The 19,097-nt window shown below is 43.3% G+C and carries 15 protein-coding genes; 4 read left to right on the top strand and 11 right to left on the bottom strand.

Annotation, left to right across the window (positions count from 1 at the left end; genetic code table 11):
* Positions 1-78: 78 nt before the first annotated feature.
* Both H6G92_RS28985 and H6G92_RS28980 read right to left on the bottom strand, forming a co-directional pair.
* A complete protein-coding gene (locus H6G92_RS28985; protein ID WP_190898985.1) occupies positions 79-897 on the bottom strand; it encodes a type 1 glutamine amidotransferase in 819 nt (272 codons plus the stop codon).
* 96 nt (positions 898-993) lie between these two features.
* Positions 994-2,331, bottom strand: coding sequence for a MurT ligase domain-containing protein (locus tag H6G92_RS28980; RefSeq protein WP_190898945.1), 1,338 nt, complete (start codon positions 2,329-2,331; stop codon positions 994-996).
* Positions 2,332-2,692: 361 nt separating this feature from the next.
* Here H6G92_RS28980 and H6G92_RS28975 point away from each other — a divergent pair, with 361 nt between their 5' ends.
* The gene (locus H6G92_RS28975; protein WP_190898944.1) at positions 2,693-3,280 is read left to right on the top strand and encodes a thylakoid membrane photosystem I accumulation factor; all 588 of its coding nucleotides are present in this window, start codon (positions 2,693-2,695) and stop codon (positions 3,278-3,280) included.
* Positions 3,281-3,470: 190 nt separating this feature from the next.
* Positions 3,471-4,079: a hypothetical protein gene (locus H6G92_RS28970; RefSeq protein WP_190898943.1), complete on the top strand. Its 609-nt coding sequence runs from the start codon at positions 3,471-3,473 to the stop codon at positions 4,077-4,079.
* A gap of 266 nt (positions 4,080-4,345) precedes the next feature.
* On the opposite strand, the gene H6G92_RS28965 is transcribed toward H6G92_RS28970, so the two are convergent.
* The gene (locus H6G92_RS28965) at positions 4,346-9,409 is read right to left on the bottom strand and encodes a PAS domain S-box protein (protein WP_190898942.1); all 5,064 of its coding nucleotides are present in this window, start codon (positions 9,407-9,409) and stop codon (positions 4,346-4,348) included.
* Between the two features lie 554 nt (positions 9,410-9,963).
* Here H6G92_RS28965 and H6G92_RS28960 point away from each other — a divergent pair.
* Positions 9,964-10,602 (top strand): histidine phosphatase family protein, encoded by a 639-nt coding sequence (locus H6G92_RS28960; RefSeq protein WP_190898941.1) that lies wholly within the window; start codon positions 9,964-9,966, stop codon positions 10,600-10,602.
* Positions 10,603-10,708: 106 nt separating this feature from the next.
* On the opposite strand, the gene bioF is transcribed toward H6G92_RS28960, so the two are convergent.
* The 8 genes from bioF to H6G92_RS28920 form a co-directional block, all read right to left on the bottom strand.
* Positions 10,709-11,896: an 8-amino-7-oxononanoate synthase gene (gene bioF, locus H6G92_RS28955; protein WP_190898983.1), complete on the bottom strand. Its 1,188-nt coding sequence runs from the start codon at positions 11,894-11,896 to the stop codon at positions 10,709-10,711.
* 42 nt (positions 11,897-11,938) lie between these two features.
* The gene (gene ruvA, locus H6G92_RS28950) at positions 11,939-12,571 is read right to left on the bottom strand and encodes a Holliday junction branch migration protein RuvA (protein ID WP_190898940.1); all 633 of its coding nucleotides are present in this window, start codon (positions 12,569-12,571) and stop codon (positions 11,939-11,941) included.
* The gene (locus H6G92_RS28945; protein ID WP_190898939.1) at positions 12,571-13,329 is read right to left on the bottom strand and encodes a sucrose-phosphate phosphatase; all 759 of its coding nucleotides are present in this window, start codon (positions 13,327-13,329) and stop codon (positions 12,571-12,573) included. The genes ruvA and H6G92_RS28945 overlap by 1 nt, the downstream gene beginning before the upstream one ends.
* Positions 13,330-13,519: 190 nt before the next feature.
* Positions 13,520-14,719 carry an FAD-dependent monooxygenase gene (locus tag H6G92_RS28940; protein WP_190898938.1) on the bottom strand — a complete coding sequence of 400 codons (1,200 nt, stop codon included), beginning with the start codon at positions 14,717-14,719 and terminating at the stop codon, positions 13,520-13,522.
* 138 nt (positions 14,720-14,857) lie between these two features.
* Positions 14,858-15,085 carry an exodeoxyribonuclease VII small subunit gene (xseB, locus tag H6G92_RS28935; RefSeq protein ID WP_190898937.1) on the bottom strand — a complete coding sequence of 76 codons (228 nt, stop codon included), beginning with the start codon at positions 15,083-15,085 and terminating at the stop codon, positions 14,858-14,860.
* Entirely contained in the window at positions 15,078-16,346 is a 1,269-nt protein-coding gene (gene xseA, locus H6G92_RS28930) for an exodeoxyribonuclease VII large subunit (RefSeq protein ID WP_190898935.1), read from the bottom strand. Before xseA ends, xseB begins: the two co-directional genes overlap by 8 nt.
* Before the next feature lie 60 nt (positions 16,347-16,406).
* A complete protein-coding gene (locus H6G92_RS28925; protein WP_190898933.1) occupies positions 16,407-16,688 on the bottom strand; it encodes a type II toxin-antitoxin system RelE family toxin in 282 nt (93 codons plus the stop codon).
* Entirely contained in the window at positions 16,675-16,968 is a 294-nt protein-coding gene (locus tag H6G92_RS28920) for a type II toxin-antitoxin system Phd/YefM family antitoxin (RefSeq protein ID WP_242059347.1), read from the bottom strand. Before H6G92_RS28920 ends, H6G92_RS28925 begins: the two co-directional genes overlap by 14 nt.
* Before the next feature lie 757 nt (positions 16,969-17,725).
* Between H6G92_RS28920 and recA the strand changes: the two genes are divergently transcribed.
* The gene (recA, locus tag H6G92_RS28915; RefSeq protein ID WP_190898931.1) at positions 17,726-18,805 is read left to right on the top strand and encodes a recombinase RecA; all 1,080 of its coding nucleotides are present in this window, start codon (positions 17,726-17,728) and stop codon (positions 18,803-18,805) included.
* The last annotated feature ends 292 nt before the right edge of the window (positions 18,806-19,097 follow it).

Here is a 19,097-nt window from a genome sequence, read left to right as displayed (position 1 = left end):
CCTCTTGCTTGATGTCAAATTTGACCCCTCTCCAAACCTCTCCCCGACACGGAGAGAGGCTTAATCAGCGAACTTAGGTTAAACTTTCGCCGCAGCCGCAGCAGGTAAACTCACTTTCAATCGCTTAAACATCGCTTCTCGTGCTTGTGCAGCGAGGCTATCGTCAAAAGGTTTTAAGGTAATTTCCTGCTGATACTTTAGCCGCAACGCTGTTTGAATTAACCAATCGGCGACAAAAGGATTTTTCGGTAATAAAGGGCCGTGGGAATAAGTAGCGATCGCATTCTGATAAAATGCTCCTTCTGTCCCATCTTCACCATTATTTCCCAAACCGTACACCACTCGCCCCAATGCTTCCACTTTCCCCAGTTTTGTACGTCCGCCGTGATTTTCAAAGCCTACTAAATACGGTGTGCTACCCGTCATCTCTTTTAAATCTCGCGCTAGACGTGAAGCTGTCACTTCAATTACCAAGTTACCAATACAGCGCTTAGTATTATCACCAGGATGCACGGAAACTAAATCGAGGATTCCTAAACCTTCAATCCGTTGTCCCAAACCTGGTTCATAATAATGTCCGAGTAATTGGGGTGAACCACAAGTAAATACTCCTGGTGTTCCATTTTCGATTTTTTCGCGCATCGCGTCAGCTTTCGCACCTTGCAAATCACGCATGACAATTTCTTGCTGACGATCTTGTGCGCCACCACCGACTATGACATCTACAGTTTTAATATCTGCGGCTGTAGCATTTTGATCCAGGGGTAACACTTTAACATCGTATCCCCGCCACTGAGCGCGACGTTCTATAGTAATTACATTACCGCGATCGCCATAGGTACTCATCAGGGTTGGGTACAACCAACCAATTGTTAATTCTAAATTTTGAGAACTCACATTCATAATTCGTAATTCGTAATTCGTAATTCGTAATTGGATTAGGTGTTGGGAACTGGGTAATGGGAAAAATTTCTCTCATTCCCACTACCAAATTTAAAGAATTTTCCGCCCAGTTAGAACTTCTCGCACTTCTAACATGGCTGAGTAGGTGGGCAGAATGTGCAGAGTTTCATTCTCTGGTGTATGCTCTAATGCAGTTGCGATCGCTTGTCGCAAATCTTCTTCGACAATTAAATTTAAGTTACTGTCAGGGGACTCTTGACTGTAACGTAGACGTAGTGCCATATCGTAGACGCGATCGCCACTCACTACTAAAGTCCCGCCGCGTTCGACTAATTTCTCGGTATCTACGTCCCAAATCCAGGATACATCAGTGCCATCGGGCGTGCGATCGTTCAATACTAGCAGTGTGGTTTTATCTGTGCTTTGAGTAACTACGCGAATGGTTTCATTCGTCCCCACAGGATTTTTTGATAACAATATCCGCACGCGTTTACCATTAATTACTAAATCTTCAGCACGACCAAAAGCCGCTTGAAAGGTATTAATAGTATCTCTGATTGTTACTTCATCAACTCCCAACTCAATAGCCGCAGTAGCAGCAGCTAAAGTATTGTATTTGTTGTACAAACCAACCAGAATTTGCGACCATTCACTACTTTCTAGAGTCGGTTTACTTTTACTAAAACCACACTTGGGACAAGTAAAATCTCCCAAATGAGACAAATAAACACCTTTGTAATCTAGAGAATGTCCACATTTGGGACAATAAATAGAATCAACAGCGTGAGGAATTGCTTCTAAATAATGTTCTGGTTCATTCAAGCCAAAGAATAATACCCGTTGGGGTAACTGCTGACCAAGGTTAGATAAAGTTGGGTCATCAGCATTAGGAATTACCACGGTTTCTGCTGGTAGCGTAGAAATAACTTTTGTCCAACGTTTACTAATTGTATCTACTTCGCCGTACCTATCGAGTTGGTCGCGGAACAAGTTTAAACAAAGAATAATTCGCGGCTGGAGTGGCGCTAATACTCTTGGTACAATATTTTCATCAACTTCTAAAATGGCGTAATCAGTATTTAGCGTGCCTAGTAAGTTGGTGCTTTCTAACAGCGCCGTCATCAAGCCATTTTCGAGATTTGCACCTGTAGAATTATGAGTGACACGAAAACCCTTGCGTTCTAGGATTGTGCATAAAAGCAGCGCTGTAGTGGTTTTGCCATTAGTACCAACAATTAAAATCACCCCGTTTTTAACTTGCTGACTCAATAATTGTAAAAGTCGGGGTTCAATGCGACGAGCAATCGAGCCTGGTAATACACTAGCAGCACCTAGACGCAGCGATCGCACTATAAAAGTTACACTTTTTGCCACTGACACCGCGAAACCTAGTCGCAGCCTATCTATGAATTGTATTTTGTTTCCCACATCTATACCCTAGTCTTCTGGCGGTTGCTAATTGATAGTCTTTAAGTTGCAAATTTAATATGCGTGAGTTTAGCGAATCCTAGCTGAAAAAGCCAGCCTCAAAATCAAGATGCAGGAGATGAGGGGGACAAGGGGACAAGGTGGACAAGAAAAATTAGATACTCATTCATCCACCTCAGAACCTCGAACTACTTCCCCTGCCCCTCTGCCTCCAACTCCTCATCTCCATCATCCACTTACGAGAGATAATCTCAGTAGGCGTTATCTTAAAAAATAGTGCGCGGGCGTAATTAGATATCCAGCCCAGTTTGCCGAATTCAGCACAAACTCAGACAAGTAGTAGCTTGCAAGGTTCCTTTTGATGAATAGCACAAAGTTTCTTTTTTTACATAAACAAATTACTGGCTGGCAAAGGTGGTTGTCCAAATGCCTGTTGTTGCTTGCAAGTCTTTTCATTATAAGTATGCAACCTGCATATGCTGGTCTCAATAATGATTTATATGATGGCAACATCTTTGTCGTTTATGCTGGCAATGGTTCTTTGGTTCCTCCCAAACAGACACTGGCACAGACTTTAGCAGAACATAAACCCATATTTTTGGCCTTTTATTTGGATGACAGCAGCGATTCCAAAAGATATGCCATTTCCATATCACGGGTACAGGAATTCTATGGTCGGGTAGCAGAGATTATGCCGATTAATGTAGATACTATCCCGGCTAAAGAGACCTACGACCCTACAGAACCAGGATATTACTATTCTGGGGCTGTTCCTCAAGTCGTGGTGTTTAATAAATCAGGTGAGGTAGTTTTGAATAAGAAGGGTCAAGTACCTTTTGAAGAAATAGACGATGAATTTCGCAAAATATTTGATTTATTACCACGCACTGAAACAGCACAGCTAAAGCGGCGAGCCTTCAATGAGTTCAGCAGTGAGTTAGCTAAGTAACTAATGGGGTAGGCCAAATTGGTCTACCCTAGTTTTTCGTGCTATCTGTTACTACATTTCTGCCGATGCCAAAGCATAATATTGAAATATCTGTGTTAACAGATTAGAAAGTTAATCCATAGTCTATAGTTCGTAATAAATGACTAATGACTAACGACTAATGACCAATGACTAACTAGAGTGTATTCTCATGTCAAAGGTTTACACCACCCAGGAGCTAATTCAAATTTTGGCAGCCGAACGCCAAGCCTGCCTCAAGGGAAAACGCCTAAAATTAGAAATACCAGTCTCTGGCAATCCCGTAATTGACCAGTTTCTCAAAACTGATGGGCTGCAACAATTTACTGCCTATCAAGATTTCAAAACTGCAATTCATGACTATCAAAGGGAAAATCAAGTTTCAGGTATTATCTGGCGGGAGGTAACTGTCAAAGGTAAAAACTTGAACTATCCCGAAGTAGACAGCGAGTTGATAGCCCTCCCAAGTGACTTAGAGATATTAAAAACTGCTAAAAATTCTATCGTAGAATTTTGGTATGAAGTCTCTATAGGAATGGATTTATACTTGAGTTTCAATAATAGTAAACAGTACCAACAAATTGCCACATCTGATGTAGAAAGAATTGTTCAAAGAACAGAATGGGCAGGTTTGTGCAAGTGGGAAAATTCTAGCTTTTTGGAAATGATTTTGCAGCTAGGATGGGGTCAACCAGAAGAAGCTTACTATAAACGAGGAAGACCGCGATCGGGTAGTGAATATATTCATGCAGTCAATCCCGGAAATCGCCCCATTGGTTGAGCAAACAATTCGTAATTCGTAATTAAAAAACTGATACAGAGCCGCCCACTAAATTTTTTAATTTATTGGTCAACAAAATAGTGGAGAGTTCAAAGCTAACACTGATTGGAATTATGAATTATAGCCGTTCTCGTTTACGTGAAGTACACCCGTAGGGGCACGGCATTGCCGTGCCCCTACACCTAGCGATATAATGTTGTACCGCATCTGAATGGGAACCGCTATATGAATTACGCATTATCAATTACCAAGCCCTCCTGTCTGCTTCAAGGTTGATTTTGCTCGATAAGATTAATGATCGCTGTAGCTAATTCTGCTGGTTCGACGGGTTTAGGTAGGTGTTTTTGAAATCCTGCTGCCATTGCTTGGTTGTAGTTAATCTCTCCAGCATAAGCAGTCAAAGCGATCGCTGGAATTTGTCCGCCTTGTTCTGGTGGTAATTTTCTCACCTCGCGCAGCAGCATATAGCCATCCATCAAGGGCATTCCAATATCGCTTAACAAAATATCTGGCTTTGATTGGGCTAGTATTTCCAGTGCTTCACTGGCTGATTCAGCTGCTGTTACAGTTGCGCCATATTGTTCCAGTGCAAAGCTAAAAAACTCTCGCACATCAGCTTGATCATCCACAAGCAAGATTTGCACTCCAGCAAGTAATGTGTCTTCAGTACTGACTTCTGGTTGAGAAGCCTCATCGCTGCTGACTCGCAACTCAGAATTTTTCAGCAAAGGTAGTCTGACTGTAAAAGTAGCCCCTTGCCCTTCTCCCAGACTCTCTGCTTGAACTGTACCACCATGAAGTTCTACGAGATGGCGCACAATTGCCAGTCCTAATCCCAATCCGCCAAATACTCTAGTTGTTTTGGCATCTGCTTGGCGGAAGTAATCAAAGACGTAGGGCAAAAATTCCGTGTTGATTCCCTTACCTGTATCAATCACCTGGATTTGGGCATCTAAGCCAACTTTCTCTAGACGCACTTCTACTCGTCCTTCTGTAGGTGTGAATTTAACGGCATTGGAGAGGAGATTCCACATTACTTGTTGCAAGCGATCGCTATCACCGAGAACTTTGCCGATATCATTACTTAACACCGTTTGAATTTGAATTGACTTGGCTTCTGCTGCTAAACGCACCGTTTCTAGTGCAGATGCGATCGCTACTTTCAAATCCACTGCATAGAGATTTAACCTGACTTTACCTTGTAAAATCCGCGAAACATCAAGTAAATCTCCAATCAATTGGGTTTGTAACTTAGCATTCCGCTCGATTGTTTCCAATGCCCGGATTTTGGTGGGTTCGTCGAACTTGCGGGTTCTGAGTAACTTTGCCCACCCTAAAATCGGATTCAGGGGAGTTCTGAGTTCATGGGAAAGGACAGCGAGGAATTCATCTTTAATTCGGTTGGCTGTCTCGGCTTGTGCCCTTGCAGTCTTTTCGGCTTCGTAAAGTTGAGCGCGGGCGATGGCTTGTGCACACTGTTGTCCCAGTGTCAACATAAATCCCCGGTCTTCTTCGTTAAATATTTGCACGGTGGCAAAACTTAATCCCAGTGCCCCAATTACTTTGCCTTCTGCGATCAAGGGAATGGTAGCCCAGGCATTATTTCCGGTGAGAGTCACAGCATCTCTTAAGTTGGGATATCTAGCAATCAAGGCTGCTAAATTTTCTAAAAAAATCGGCTGACTAGTTCTGACTGTTTCCGCGATTTGGTTAGGTGCTGTAATCGGAAAAGTTGTCCAAGCATCCATAAGCGATTGTGGATAGCCAATTGCTTGCACAACCTTCAGTTCTGTACCTCCCTCAGTAAGTAAGGCAACGGAACCAGCAGTGGCTTCCAAAGCGGCAATCCCTTGGTTCACTACTACATCAGCGACCTGTTGGGGAGTTAGGGCTTCCGAGAGGGCAGCAGTTATTCTTTGTAAAAGTACCGTGCGATTAACAGACCGTTCAGCTGCCTGTTTTGCATGTTGAGTTTCTTGGTAAAGTCTAGCGTTGTCGATAGCTGTCGCCGCCCGACGAGCAATATCCTCTGCTAAAGCCAAGTCTGTTTGTTTGTAGTGCCGACCCGATTCGGCTGTAAAAAAAGAAATCGCTCCAAATAATTGCCCACGGGAACGAACTGGAATCACCATTAGAGAACGAATACCCAGATTTCGCAGCAATTGCAGATGTTCTTCATCTTGAGCCATCTGGACAAGATTAGAGTCAGATAATTCGGGATAAAAGATAGATATTCCTAGCCTTAGCTGCTGTACAAGCTGTTTGGCTTTGGTTTTGGGCCGATAACGCCATCGGATTTCGTCTAATGTATTTTGTTTTGTGGGATCGGCAATTGCGATCGCAATTTGTTTACTTGACCAATCTTCCTGGAAAACATCTACAATACACCAGTCAGCTAAGGTAGGAACTGCTAAATTAGCCACATTTTCTAAGGTGATTTCATAATCTAATGAGGCAGCTAGTAAGGTGCTGGCTTCGACTAGAAAGCTTTGTGTCGTTTCAACTCGTTTGCGTTCGCTAATATCTTCAATAATGCCTAATGCATACTTTGGAACTCCCTTCGCATCCCAAACTGCTGATGAAGTTAGGTTTACCCAAACGATGGAACCATCTTTGCGGATGTAGCGCTTCTCTAGGGAATAACCACTAATTTCTTTTGCCAAGACTCGCCGAGCATTTTCCCAATCAATTTCTAAGTCGTCAGGGTGGGTAATTTCCTGGAAGTTTAATTGGATTAACTCTTCATGGCTGTATCCAGTAATCTCACATAGAGCAGGATTAATTTGCAGAAATTGTCCATCCAACCCTACCAATGTAATCCCGACAGCTGCCTGGTTGAACATTGCCCGGAACCTTTCTTCGCTTTCGCGTAAGGCAACTTCTGTTAGCTTTGCTGTTGTCACATCTGCCAAAATAATCCCAATTCCTACTGTTTCCCCCATTGCGTTGTTGACCGGGTAATAGTTGCCCAGCCAATAACCGTAACGTTCGGGTTGCTCTCTTGTCTCACCGCTAATTTCTACATTCAGCTGGGGTTCTCCAGTATCCAACACGTGCTGTAACTGTTGCTCCAACTCAGCCGCCATTGCTGGCAAAACTTCCCCAAACTTGCGTCCGAGATGTTCTTCTATCGCCAAACCATTAATGTCAGCGAAAACTTGATTAATTCGGATATATCGTAGTTCCCGATCCAAAAAGCATACGGCAACAGGAGCAGCTTCGAGCAGCGCATCTAAAAGAGATAGAGATTCGGCATAATGGACTAAAGCCTGCTGGATATCTCGATAAAGTCGGGCATTTTCCACTGCTAAAGCAGCATGATGGGTAATATCTGTTGCTAAAGTTAGGTCAGTGCGATCGTAGCGACGGTTTGATTGGGTGGTGACAAAGCTGATGCTGCCGAGGACTCGCCCTTGTGCAATTAAAGGCACAATCATCACAGACTTCATCCCCAATTGCCGAACCAGTTCTAAGTGTTCTTGATTCTGAGTACTTGCCACTAATAGCGAGTCAGATATCTCTGAAATTAATTCACTTTGCCCGGTTTGCAGTACTCTAGTAATTGCACTTACACCCTTGTAATCTGTTGCATACTCCCGAAGTTTACGCGCCAACTCCGCTTTGGATGAGTCTGCATGGGCAATGGGTAGGCGGCGAATGGAACCATCTTCATTTAAAATGTCAACACTACACCAATCAGCAAGCTGAGGAACTGAGATTTTAGCGATTTGTTCTAAGGTTTCTTCATAATCTAGGGAAGTAGAGAGTAAACTACTAATTTGGGCGATATAGCGGAGTCTTTCTTCAGCCTGCTTGCGCTCTGTAATATCAACAACAAAAAAAGCTCCTCCATTTACATTGCCTTCAAAGCGGCTAGCACCTACCAAAATTGGGAAGCGTGAGCCGTCTTTACGCATATATTCCTTTTCATAGGGTGTGCAAAAGGAACTGTCTTGAAATTGAGTTAGTGCTTGCTTATCAAGTTGCACGTACTCTGTAGGAGTTAAGTCTTGCCAGCGAAGTGTTCCGGCAAGTAATTCTTCACGGGTATAACCCACCATCTTCAGCAAGGCATCGTTAGCGTCTGTAATCCTGCCGTCTCTATTCCAGAAGCCAATACCAATCATATTGGACTCAACCACACTGCGAAACTTTGCTTCGCTTTCCCGCAGTGCTTGTTCAGTTTGTTTCAGTTGAGTAATATCAATTGAACTAATACCCACTCCCAACAACTGCCCATCCGGCAAACACACCGGATAATAGCTGACAAGACCATAACGATATACTCCAGGCGGATAAGTTTCACCGCTCACTTCCTGGTTGAGTAAGGGCTGCCCGGTTTGCATCACTTGCTCAAAAACAGGCTCAATTTGCGCCGCCCATTCCGGTAATACTTCCCTAAAGGTGCGACCAATATGTTGACTTTGCGGTACACCATTGGTAGCTGCCAACGCTTCATTAGCATGAACGTAACGAAGTTCACTATCGAGAAAAGCCAGCGCCACTGGTGAACTAGTAAGCCAAGCATTGAGTAATGCCAGAGATTCGTCTTTTTGCTGAATAGCTTGCTGAAGTTCCTGGTACAACGTGGCTTTTTCTAGTTCTGCCTGCTTGCGCTCAGTAATATTCACACCTACACAGGCAATACCCTGAATGCTATCGCTATTGTCTATATCCTTTAATGGTTCAACCAGCAAATCATAGTAGCGGTCTTCTCCACAAATTGTCAGAGAAATCTCTTCACGGGTTGAAACACCAGTCTCTAGTACCTTTAGCTTAATTGCCTTCAATTGCTCTGCTACTAAAGCTGGAAACAATTCATAATCAGTCTTACCTAACATTTCCTCAGTTGTGTTTAGACTTTGAGGATTATGAATCCACTGATATCGTAAATCGCGATCGTGCTGAAAGATGACGATATCTGAACTACTTAACGCTAATCGAAATCGCTCCTCACTAACTCTCAGCTTTTGTAGATTTCCATCAGCCCGTTTTTTAGCAGTCTTTAATGCCTCACATAACACACTAAAGAGTAATCCTTGTAATGCAAACAACCCAATTCGCACAAAATTGGATAAGTCAAAACTCAGCTCATAAGCTGGGGGGAGAAAGAAGTAATTGCTCAGTAACGCAGACAAGCCGGTTGCTAACAGCCCTGACTTTAAACCACCATACCAAGCACTCACCATTACAGCGCTAAAAAACAGCAAAAAAGGAGTTCCACTCATGCTTAACCAGGGGTCTAGTATCAGCATTACCACTAATGCAGTTGCAACAATTAATACAGTAGCGCTATAACGGAGTAACAGGGAATAATGAATATAGGGCATGAAAATGTTTTGGAACAACCAATACTTATTGCAAAGGCTGTATACACCCTAAGCTAGTTTGCAAATTTTAGTAATTTATCTTCAGATAGATTTTTCTTTATTTAAAAAAGCTTCTTTTGTGAGAGGTTAATTACTCACTAATATAGTATTCAAAGCCAAAATTGATTGCTATTTTTATATATCCATAACATCAGTTTGGCGATCATAAATACTTAAATCGAAGAAATGCAGTGACCCAAGCTTATAACAAATCTCAAAATGAAGCATCGGAATGAACTGAAGTTGAGGAATGTTGCATCTGGGTATAAAATTGCTCAGAAAGCTCTGAATCGGTTCAGTTTAGCTGTCTGTTTGGGGAATTCGCCAACGGTATCCGTATCCCGGCTCAAACTAGAGTAGTAGCTGAAACCGCTACTTTTGTCTTCGATTTCAAAAGTTTGTGGTTGATTAACTTTTTTGGTTGATTACTTTGTCCTGGTGTCACATACTCGATTGCGAGATTGATGGTATTTTATTTTTGCACAAACTCTTTTATCCCAATCACGATACAAGCTATGACACTCAATTTATATTTACTGCGACATGGAGAAACTACTTTTAGTCAAAGTGGTAATTTCTGCGGTGAAACTGATGCGGAGTTGACAACAGAGGGGATGCAGATGGCATCTGGTTTTGCCGATGTTTATCAAAAATTGAAGTGGGAGGCAGTTTATGTTAGCCCGATGAAGCGCACAATTGCAACTGCCAAGCCATTTTGTGATGCTATCGGTATGGATATGCAGTTGCGTGACGGACTTAGAGAAGGTAGTTACGGCGAATGGGAAACTAAGAGTAAATCGTTTGCCCAAGAGAATTACGCAGAAAACTATGTAAAATGGTTGACAGAACCCGCTTGGAATGCACCCATTGGTGGAGAAACTGCGGTAGATATTGCTAACCGTTCTATGCCTGTAATTGCTGAAATTCAAGAAAAACATCACCAAGGTAATGTTTTAGTAGTTTCCCATAAAGCCACGATTCGGATTATGCTTTGCAGTTTACTGGGAATTGATTTGGGACGCTATCGCTATCGAGTGAATATTTTGGTCGCGTCGGTAAGTATGGTTAAATTTGACGTTAATGGCCCTTTGTTAGAAATATTAGGCGATCGCCATCATATACCCGATCATATTCGCTCTCGTCCGGGAACATAATAGTCCCTTAAATAAAAACTGAAGACCAACATAAAAGTTGCAAATTGTAGCTTGTTGCCAAAACTTTGCTAGAGTCAATCTTCAATTAATCCCCAACCTACTGTGATCAATTCACATAAAATTCGCTGTAATTGACATCCTTCAGTACTGCTACCAATTTGTCAATATGTGCTGCTTCATGAGTTGCCATTAAAGATATTCTGATCCGACTTGTGGGAACTGTGGGAGGACGAATTGCTGGGGCAAAAATGCCAGCATCTCTTAGCTGTTTTCCAGCTTTGAGGGCATCTGTTGCACTAGGCAATTGAAAACATAATATCGGTGATTCTGAAGGCAATAATTTTAAATTAGGTAGCTGTTGTTGCAGCAAATTTTTCAAGTAATGTACATTTTGCCACAATTGGGCCCGGCGTTGCGGTTCTTGTTGGACTATCTTGAGTGCTGCTAAAGCCGCCGCCGTATCAGCAGGCGAAAGCCCAGTGGTGTAAATCCAAGTGGGTGCGCGGTTCCGTAAAAAGTCAATTAGGGCACTACTTGCTGCCACATACCCGCCTAAACTACCCAAAGCTTTACTCAAGGTACCAACTTGAATTAACGGCTTTCCTGTGCATCCAAAATGTTCGACACACCCAGCGCCAGTTTTTCCTAGTACCCCAGTGGCATGAGCTTCATCAACTAGCAGCATACAGTTAAATTCATCAGCGAGATTCAACAGTGCTGGCAACGGACATAAATCGCCATCCATGCTGAAGACGCTATCAGTAAGAATCAAGCAGCGTCGGTAGTTCTGTCGGTGTTGACTCAACTGAGTTTTTAATACCGCGATATCACAGTGCGGATATTCCACAAATACTGCACCGCTGAGAGTCGCCCCATTTTTCAGACTGGAATGATTGTACTGGTCAGATAAAATTAAATCACGCTTGCCAACAAGGGCGGTAATTGCACCTAAATTGGCTAGATACCCAGAACTAAATATCAAGGCATCTTCTGTTTGTTTGGTAGATGCGATCGCCTCTTCTAAATCCCTGTGCAATTCCCTATGCCCACTGAGTAATCTAGAACCAGTACTACCAGTCCCAAATTCTGCGATCGCAGCAGTTGCGGCTGCCATCAACCGCTCATCTCCAGTCAGCCCCAAATAGTCATTGCTGGCAAAATTAATTACCTCTTGCCCAGCTAAAACCACCGTTGCACCCGGACGACCGTGGATTGTTTGTACCGAACGATACCAGTCTGCCCGATGAATTGTTGCTAAGGACTGTTCTAGCCAAGCATAAGGGTCTGTGGACATTGGGAATTGGGAATTGGGCATTGCACACCTGACAAATGAAAATTAAACTTGTTCGCTACTGAGATGAGCGATCGCTTGTTTAATCCAATCTTCGACATAGGCATCTTTGGGTAGTCCAATATCTTCACTCACGACATGCAGGGCGTGACTGACCTCATGGGCAGTATATCCCAAGGCGAAGAGGGTCATTTGCACCTCTTCGAGAATGCCCGGTGCTGGCCCACCTGTGGCGACGAAGAACCCGGCTGATTTGCGCCACTCGACCAATTTGCTTTTCAGTTCCAAACAGATGCGTTCTGCGATTTTTTTACCGACACCTGGAGCCTGAATTAGGATTTGTGTATTGCCAGCGATAATTGCTTGGACTAAATCTGGTAGTTCCAGAGTGTCCAACAGTGCGATCGCTAAGGCTGCACCAATACCTGTGACAGTCAGCAAGTGGCGAAATAAATCGCGTTCGGCTGGCGAAGCAAAGCCATAAAGTAACGGCACTTCTTCACGAATTTGGAAATGGGTAAAAATTTGCGCTACTCCTCCTGACTCTGGTAACTGGTTTGCTAGCCGTTGGGGAACTTGCAAATCATACCCCAAGCCATTCACTTCCAGAGTCAGAATCACGCGATTAGCGCCAATTGTTTGGATACCAGCGACTATACCTTTTAGATAACTAATCATTACAAGAGACCAAAATAATTTAAGCCTTCAATAATTCCACCTGCACAAAAACCTTTTGCCAGGTAGCGATGATCAACGGGATACTCATCGTGCCATTGGAGTAACTCTTTTCGGGCATTCCCCACAATGATTCCCCGTTCGTTGCCTACAGCAAATAAAGCAATATCATTACCTGAATCACCACAGACAACTGTTTGTTCTGCTGCAAATTTCCACTTTTGGCGTAAAAACTGCATTGCCTGACCTTTATCGCTGCTATGGGGTACAATGTCAAGGTCAATACCGCTACTGTAGATTAACTTTACATTTAATTTATATTTCTGCAACTCTGCTTCAAGTTGTGGTATCACTCTGACAGATGCCTCTTGTTGTAAGAAAAAACTCACTTTGAAGGGACGCTGTTCTGAATCTGGTTGCCGAACTAACTCACGGTATTTCTTAGTAATAGATAAGACAGTTTCCCGTTCCCATCCCGGAGAGAGGATTTCTGACCAACCTGAGTCTGGAGTATCAGTATCATCTAAGTAAATTTCCGTACCCACAGAAAGGACGAGGGCATCCGGTTGCAAAAGATTTTTTTGAGCTTGGAGTTCTTTGTAAAGTACAGGCGATCGCCCGGTAGAATAAACGATTTTAGTACCGTATTCTTGGCGATGTTGACTCAGCAGTTGATTTAGTTCTGCTAAGGCGCTGTCATCGCCCACGGTGCGATACACGAGGGTGTCATCCAAATCAGTGACAAAAAGGAATGGTTTCATATAGCGGTTCTCAGTTGAGTGCAATATTGCAGAAACAGTGAGTGAACCAAATAATGATATCTTTTTGAGTCACAGTATTCCGATGTTCTAAAAGCGAAAATTACTTCCTTGTTATTGCTACATAACCGTATTTATTTAAAATGATAAATTGAATCAAATTTTGGAATTTTATACTGATATTCGACAAAGCTTAAACAGTTAACTGTATCTGTGATACTCCTTGGCGCAACTGGCGCTGTCGCTTAAGCCAAGACTGGCGAACGGGTCGGGAAATTAGGGGAGCTAGCTTGCTTACTGCCCATTGCATTGGTGGGCTTTTAGTAAGTCGTTCAGCCTGAGCCGCTTCTTCACTTTGAAGCTGCTGCGATCGCACAATTTCTGGCTCTCGTTCAGCTTGAATCTGTGGCAATATCGCATCAATCTCTGCATATTCTGCTCCCTGACGCAACTGGGGAACCAGATAATTTGTTGCAACAATCACATCCCGCAATGCCATATTAATACCCTGAGCGCGGATAGGTGACATTGGATGAGCAGCATCGCCCAAGAGTAGTAACCCTGGCACAGACCAGCGGGGACACCGCCCGACCACAACGGATAATAATACAGGTCGCTCAATACTTTCTGCATTTTCCTGGAAATGCTCTGCTAACCAAAGAGGTGATACAGACGCAAACATTTCAGCCCAATTGATTTGCTTCCAATCCATCGGGGAACCCTCATAGAGCGACCAACCCACTTGAAGATTGCCCTCTGTACCACGAAATAATCCAAAAGCGTGACGACCGTTAACAATTGAGTAAAAGACATTTTCCGACTCAAAACGCGGACTATCTGACAATTTGAACCAAAGAATATTGAAACTTTGGGACTGTTGCTCTAAAGTTAAGTTTGCTCGTTGCCGAACAATGGAATTACGACCATCTGCCCCAATAACTAAATCCGCAGAAATAGTCCGATTATCCCCTAGCTTTACGCCAGAAACCCGGCTTTCGCTCCACATTAAATCTTGTACAGGTTCACTCTGCACCAACTCAAAATTGGGATAAGTGCTGGCTTCCTGAATCAGCGCTTCCAGGAGGGCTGGCTGTGAAACAAGCATAGTGGACTTTCCACCAAGTTCCATTGGTTCCTCAACTCGAAATAGCGATCGCTTATTGATAATGAACTCCCAGGCATCCAAAGGGCGATGAGGAATGCGTTCTAACATGGGTGACAATCCCATCTGCTCTAGGGCATCCAGCCCACTAGGCATCAGCCCCTCACCGCGAAAAACTCGCCGGAAATTACGGGATGCTTCAATCAGTTTGACTGCAATGCCCCGTTTGGCAAGCAGGAGTGCAAGCGTTGCACCAGTAGGGCCAGCCCCAACAATTACAACTTGAGTCATCACTTTATAAATGTTATCTCTGCGTTAGAGAAATAGTTGTATTACTGTTACTAATTTAACAATCAAGAGTTATTTATCTCCATCCAGGAGAAATACAAAAATCTGAGCATATAAACTCACACGAGTAGACTCTCATTTCTACTCATCGCTTAATGTTTCAATTAACAAATCTACCTGCTGCTGTCGTTGCTGCAAAAAACTTTCGCACTGACGCAAATACTCCACAGCACTTGCAAATTGCTCAAACACAGCTTCTAAATCCAACTCACCCGCCTCGATGCGAGCGATAATTCCCTCTATTTCAGCAACCTTCGCCTCATAATTCCAACCTTCCTCAGAACTAGAAGCACTCTTACGTTTAACCATCAACCTCTCTGTGTCCTCTGCGCCTCTGTGGTTCGTTCACTTCCATAACCTTAACTTTAACCCCACCCTGCCCCAACTGAATCACTAACTCTTGTCCCACAGCCAACTGTGCCGCATCACGAGCGATCGCCCCATCTTCCCGCCTAACCACCGCATAACCACGCTGTAACACAGCTTTCGGGTCAAGACTTGCCAACTTTTGCCGTAACAACTCTAGATGCTGCGTTGCTTGCTGCGATCGCCCCGTCGTAATTTGCACCAAACGCTGACGCTTCCAAGCTAGCTTGTCCACCTCCAGCTGCACTTGCCGATCTAACCGCAAACGTCGCAAACGGTTTCGCAATGCTTGCAGTTTATTTTCAGCAGTTTCCCCAAAGTCATGCACCGCTTCATGTAAAACTACAACTCGCTGTCGATGCTCAGTATACAACTCTGAAAGTGCTGGCACAACCATTTCCGCCGCCGCCGTCGGTGTATGTGCACAAGCATCTGCAACTAAATCTGCTAAAGATTCATCTCTTTGATGGCCAATACCAGTAATTACAGGAATAGAACAACTAGCCAGCGATCGCACCACACGTTCATCATTAAAGCAAGCCAATTCTTCCACTGCGCCACCACCCCGCGATAAAATTAGCACTTCGGCGCGACCATCTCTTTCCACCCGATCAATTGCTTTGATGATAGATTCCGGCGCTTGCTCACCTTGCACTGTAGCCGGAGAAAATAAAACGTGTAAACCTGGATACCTTTGTCTGAGAGTTTTTTGAATATCACCCCAAGCCGCCGCCGTTGGTGAAGTGACGACAGCGATCGTTTGGGGGTGAGTTGGGAGCGATCGCTTTCTTTGAGCATCGAACAACCCCTCAGCCAGCAAGCGATTTTTTAGTTGTTGATAGCGCAACGCCTGTAAACCAACGCCAGCAGGTAAAGTCTGCCAAACTGATAACTGATACTCTCCCCGTTGCGGATACACGCGAATACTACCCAAAATAATTATCTGCTCACCGGGAACGGGTATTTGGGCGAGTTTAGGTAATTGGGTATTCCATACCACACACTTAATTCCGGCGGTGCGATCGGTATCTTGCAGCGTAAAAAATAAACCACTGCGATGGTGGTTAGCGCTGGAAACTTCACCAGTTACCCAAACTTGCCGCAATTGTTCATCTTGCTCTAACAGCAAGCGGATATAGTCAGTTAATCCAGATACTGAAAGTGCAGTATCGAGAATCAGAGAGTCGGGAAGGTCGAAAGTCATCAAAGATGCCTGAAAGCATTTGTGCTGGAGAGATTCTAGCATTTTAATGAAAACCAAAGCCTAACCCAGTAAACGCTTCAATTTTTTGTAGACATCATCATCATTGCGCTTACCAACTAAAATAACTTCTATTAAATCGCGATCGGGAAAATACCTGTAAACAATTCGATATTCACCACTATCAACTCGATATAAATCCTGATAACCAGATAGCTGCTTACTATCAGTGGGTAAAGGCTCAACATTTAAAGCCAAAACCTTTTTTGCAATCTGGGCTGCTATTTTAGGCTGTAAACCGTTGAGAACATCAAGAACAGTTGCTAGACCATCAAGCTTCGCCATTAGCTAAATGCTCTAATGCAGATGTAAAAGGCTCTGTACCAATCATTTTGGACTGACTCAGAGCAACTTCAGCAGCTTGACCAAAAACCATATCCTCTAATTCTTCCAACCGATTAATTAATTTTTGGTAGCTCTCTGCTGAAATAATCACATGGCTAGGCCGTGATTGCTTAGTGAGTAGAACTGGCTCAGTAGTAGCCTTATCAAAAACCTCACCGTGTTTGTTACGAGCATCTGTGAGAGTATAGGTCTGCATAGACATTTTGACTATTTTAGACATTTTGACTATATTTTAGCAGATAAATCTTCTCATCTCAATTCTGGCTTCACAGAACTTGCTGCTTGTTTATGTAAATAGAGTAGAGAAGAATTCAGCAATGAGCATAACTTACTATTTTGTTATGGTCAGTTTATAACTGCTAGTCCTGTTGTCAATGCCCTCAATGAGTTGATATACAGATATTAGGTGAGCAGAGCGTTTGAATTTTGGTTAAGTAGAAATGTTTTCATCACTTAATTTTTATATCCTGCATGATGTTTTCTCCTGTATTGCTACAATTATACGTCAAGCTCATAGGCAGCAAGTACGACTGAGCATCATAGCTTCTCAAAGCTAAAAGTTACCTAAAGTATTGAAAATCCCTTTACTACTACCCTCAAAGCTTTCTACATCAATCCCGACCCAATGAAGTCGCTGTAGATGATATGCTGATTGGCATGGCGATCGCTCCTAATTTAGCAACCACTGCAAATGCTCACGAGTACGGCTCTACTGACAGTGTTGTTTAGGTAATTTATTTTTTCTTTAAAATCCCTTGCTTACCCAGCCAAAAAAAGCTATCTCTGAATGCAAGTTGGTATCATATTGCAAAACTACCCTAATCTGGTAGTGATCGAGTTACGATCTTGTCACACCCTTTTTTTGATTTGAGAAGTCCTATTCCAGAATTTTCTGGTTAAAATAGTATATCTGTTCTACTCAAACTCCCAGAGAAACACTCCTTAAAACCATATATTTAGAGGCATTAGAAGCAGGAATGGCTATCAACACTGATACTTCTGGCAAGCAAAAAGCGCTGACTATGGTGCTCAACCAGATTGAGCGCAGCTTTGGTAAAGGAGCAATCATGCGCCTGGGCGATGCTACCCGGATGCGGGTGGAGACAATTTCCAGTGGGGCGCTTACCCTAGATTTAGCATTGGGTGGTGGTTTACCCAAAGGGCGGGTAATTGAAATTTATGGGCCGGAAAGTTCCGGTAAGACTACAGTAGCGCTACATGCACTCGCTGAAGTGCAAAGAAATGGCGGTATTGCTGCCTTTGTTGATGCAGAACACGCCCTTGATCCCACCTATGCTGCGGCATTGGGTGTAGATATTGACAATTTGCTGATTTCCCAACCAGACACTGGCGAATCAGCTTTGGAAATTGTCGATCAGCTTGTTCGTTCTGCTGCGGTTGATATTGTAGTCATTGACTCAGTAGCAGCACTAGTTCCCCGCGCTGAAATTGAAGGCGATATGGGTGACATCCACGTCGGTTTACAGGCGCGGTTAATGAGCCAAGCCCTACGTAAGATTACGGGCAATATTGGTAAATCTGGTTGTACAGTAATTTTCATTAACCAATTGCGGCAAAAAATCGGTGTTACCTACGGTAGCCCAGAAACTACTACTGGCGGTAACGCATTGAAATTTTACGCTTCAGTACGCTTAGATATTCGCCGAATTCAAACTTTGAAGAAAGGTACAGATGAATTTGGTAACCGCGTTAAAGTTAAAGTCGCCAAAAATAAAGTAGCGCCGCCCTTCAGAATAGCGGAATTCGATATTATTTTTGGCAAGGGTATTTCTACCTTGGGTTGTCTTGTTGACTTAGCAGAAGAAACTGCCATTATTGTCCGCAAAGGAGCTTGGTATAGTTACAACGGCGATAATATCTCCCAAGGACGAGACAACGCTATTAAGTATCTAGAAGAAAAGCCTGAATTTGCTGAACAAATTAAGCAACTGGTGCGTGAAAAGCTAGATAAAGGCGCTATTGTTTCTGCTAACTCTGTAGCTAAAGCCAGTGAAGGAGATGAAGAGGAAGAAGTCGAATTAGAGCCAGAAGAATAAGAAATGTGGATTTATCAATCTGCAAGTTTTAATGTGTAGTGGGTTGCAAAGACAACTAACCCAACTTTTGCAACATGTTGATGAGTTACAGCAAGCCTAAAAAAATGATTGCCACTATATGACGAGCAATCATTTTATTTTTATAGCGTTTGTCGTTGGAATAAGGTGAACTACCCACACTGACTTGGAGTACCAAGTACAGTGTCGGCTTCTGTAATCACGGGGGAGTGCCTAAACTTAGACTTTCGTCCAAGAGTAGGACTTAGCTCCCCTCCTACAGCAGAGACGGCTG

Source organism: Nostoc foliaceum FACHB-393, from assembly GCF_014698505.1.
Taxonomy (GTDB): domain Bacteria; phylum Cyanobacteriota; class Cyanobacteriia; order Cyanobacteriales; family Nostocaceae; genus Nostoc; species Nostoc foliaceum_A.
Note: the sequence above shows the minus strand (reverse complement) of the source record. Positions and strands in the feature narration are given on the sequence as shown.

Coding starts and splice junctions, on each gene's coding strand:
- H6G92_RS28975 (WP_190898944.1), top strand. CDS start 2,693: ATGAATAGCACAAAGTTTCTTTTTTTACATAAACAAATTACTGGCTGG.
- H6G92_RS28970 (WP_190898943.1), top strand. CDS start 3,471: ATGTCAAAGGTTTACACCACCCAGGAGCTAATTCAAATTTTGGCAGCC.
- H6G92_RS28965 (WP_190898942.1), bottom strand. CDS start 9,409: ATGCCCTATATTCATTATTCCCTGTTACTCCGTTATAGCGCTACTGTA.
- H6G92_RS28960 (WP_190898941.1), top strand. CDS start 9,964: ATGACACTCAATTTATATTTACTGCGACATGGAGAAACTACTTTTAGT.
- bioF (WP_190898983.1), bottom strand. CDS start 11,896: ATGTCCACAGACCCTTATGCTTGGCTAGAACAGTCCTTAGCAACAATT.
- ruvA (WP_190898940.1), bottom strand. CDS start 12,571: ATGATTAGTTATCTAAAAGGTATAGTCGCTGGTATCCAAACAATTGGC.
- H6G92_RS28945 (WP_190898939.1), bottom strand. CDS start 13,329: ATGAAACCATTCCTTTTTGTCACTGATTTGGATGACACCCTCGTGTAT.
- H6G92_RS28940 (WP_190898938.1), bottom strand. CDS start 14,719: ATGACTCAAGTTGTAATTGTTGGGGCTGGCCCTACTGGTGCAACGCTT.
- xseB (WP_190898937.1), bottom strand. CDS start 15,085: ATGGTTAAACGTAAGAGTGCTTCTAGTTCTGAGGAAGGTTGGAATTAT.
- xseA (WP_190898935.1), bottom strand. CDS start 16,346: ATGACTTTCGACCTTCCCGACTCTCTGATTCTCGATACTGCACTTTCA.
- H6G92_RS28925 (WP_190898933.1), bottom strand. CDS start 16,688: ATGGCGAAGCTTGATGGTCTAGCAACTGTTCTTGATGTTCTCAACGGT.
- H6G92_RS28920 (WP_242059347.1), bottom strand. CDS start 16,968: ATGTCTAAAATAGTCAAAATGTCTATGCAGACCTATACTCTCACAGAT.
- recA (WP_190898931.1), top strand. CDS start 17,726: ATGGCTATCAACACTGATACTTCTGGCAAGCAAAAAGCGCTGACTATG.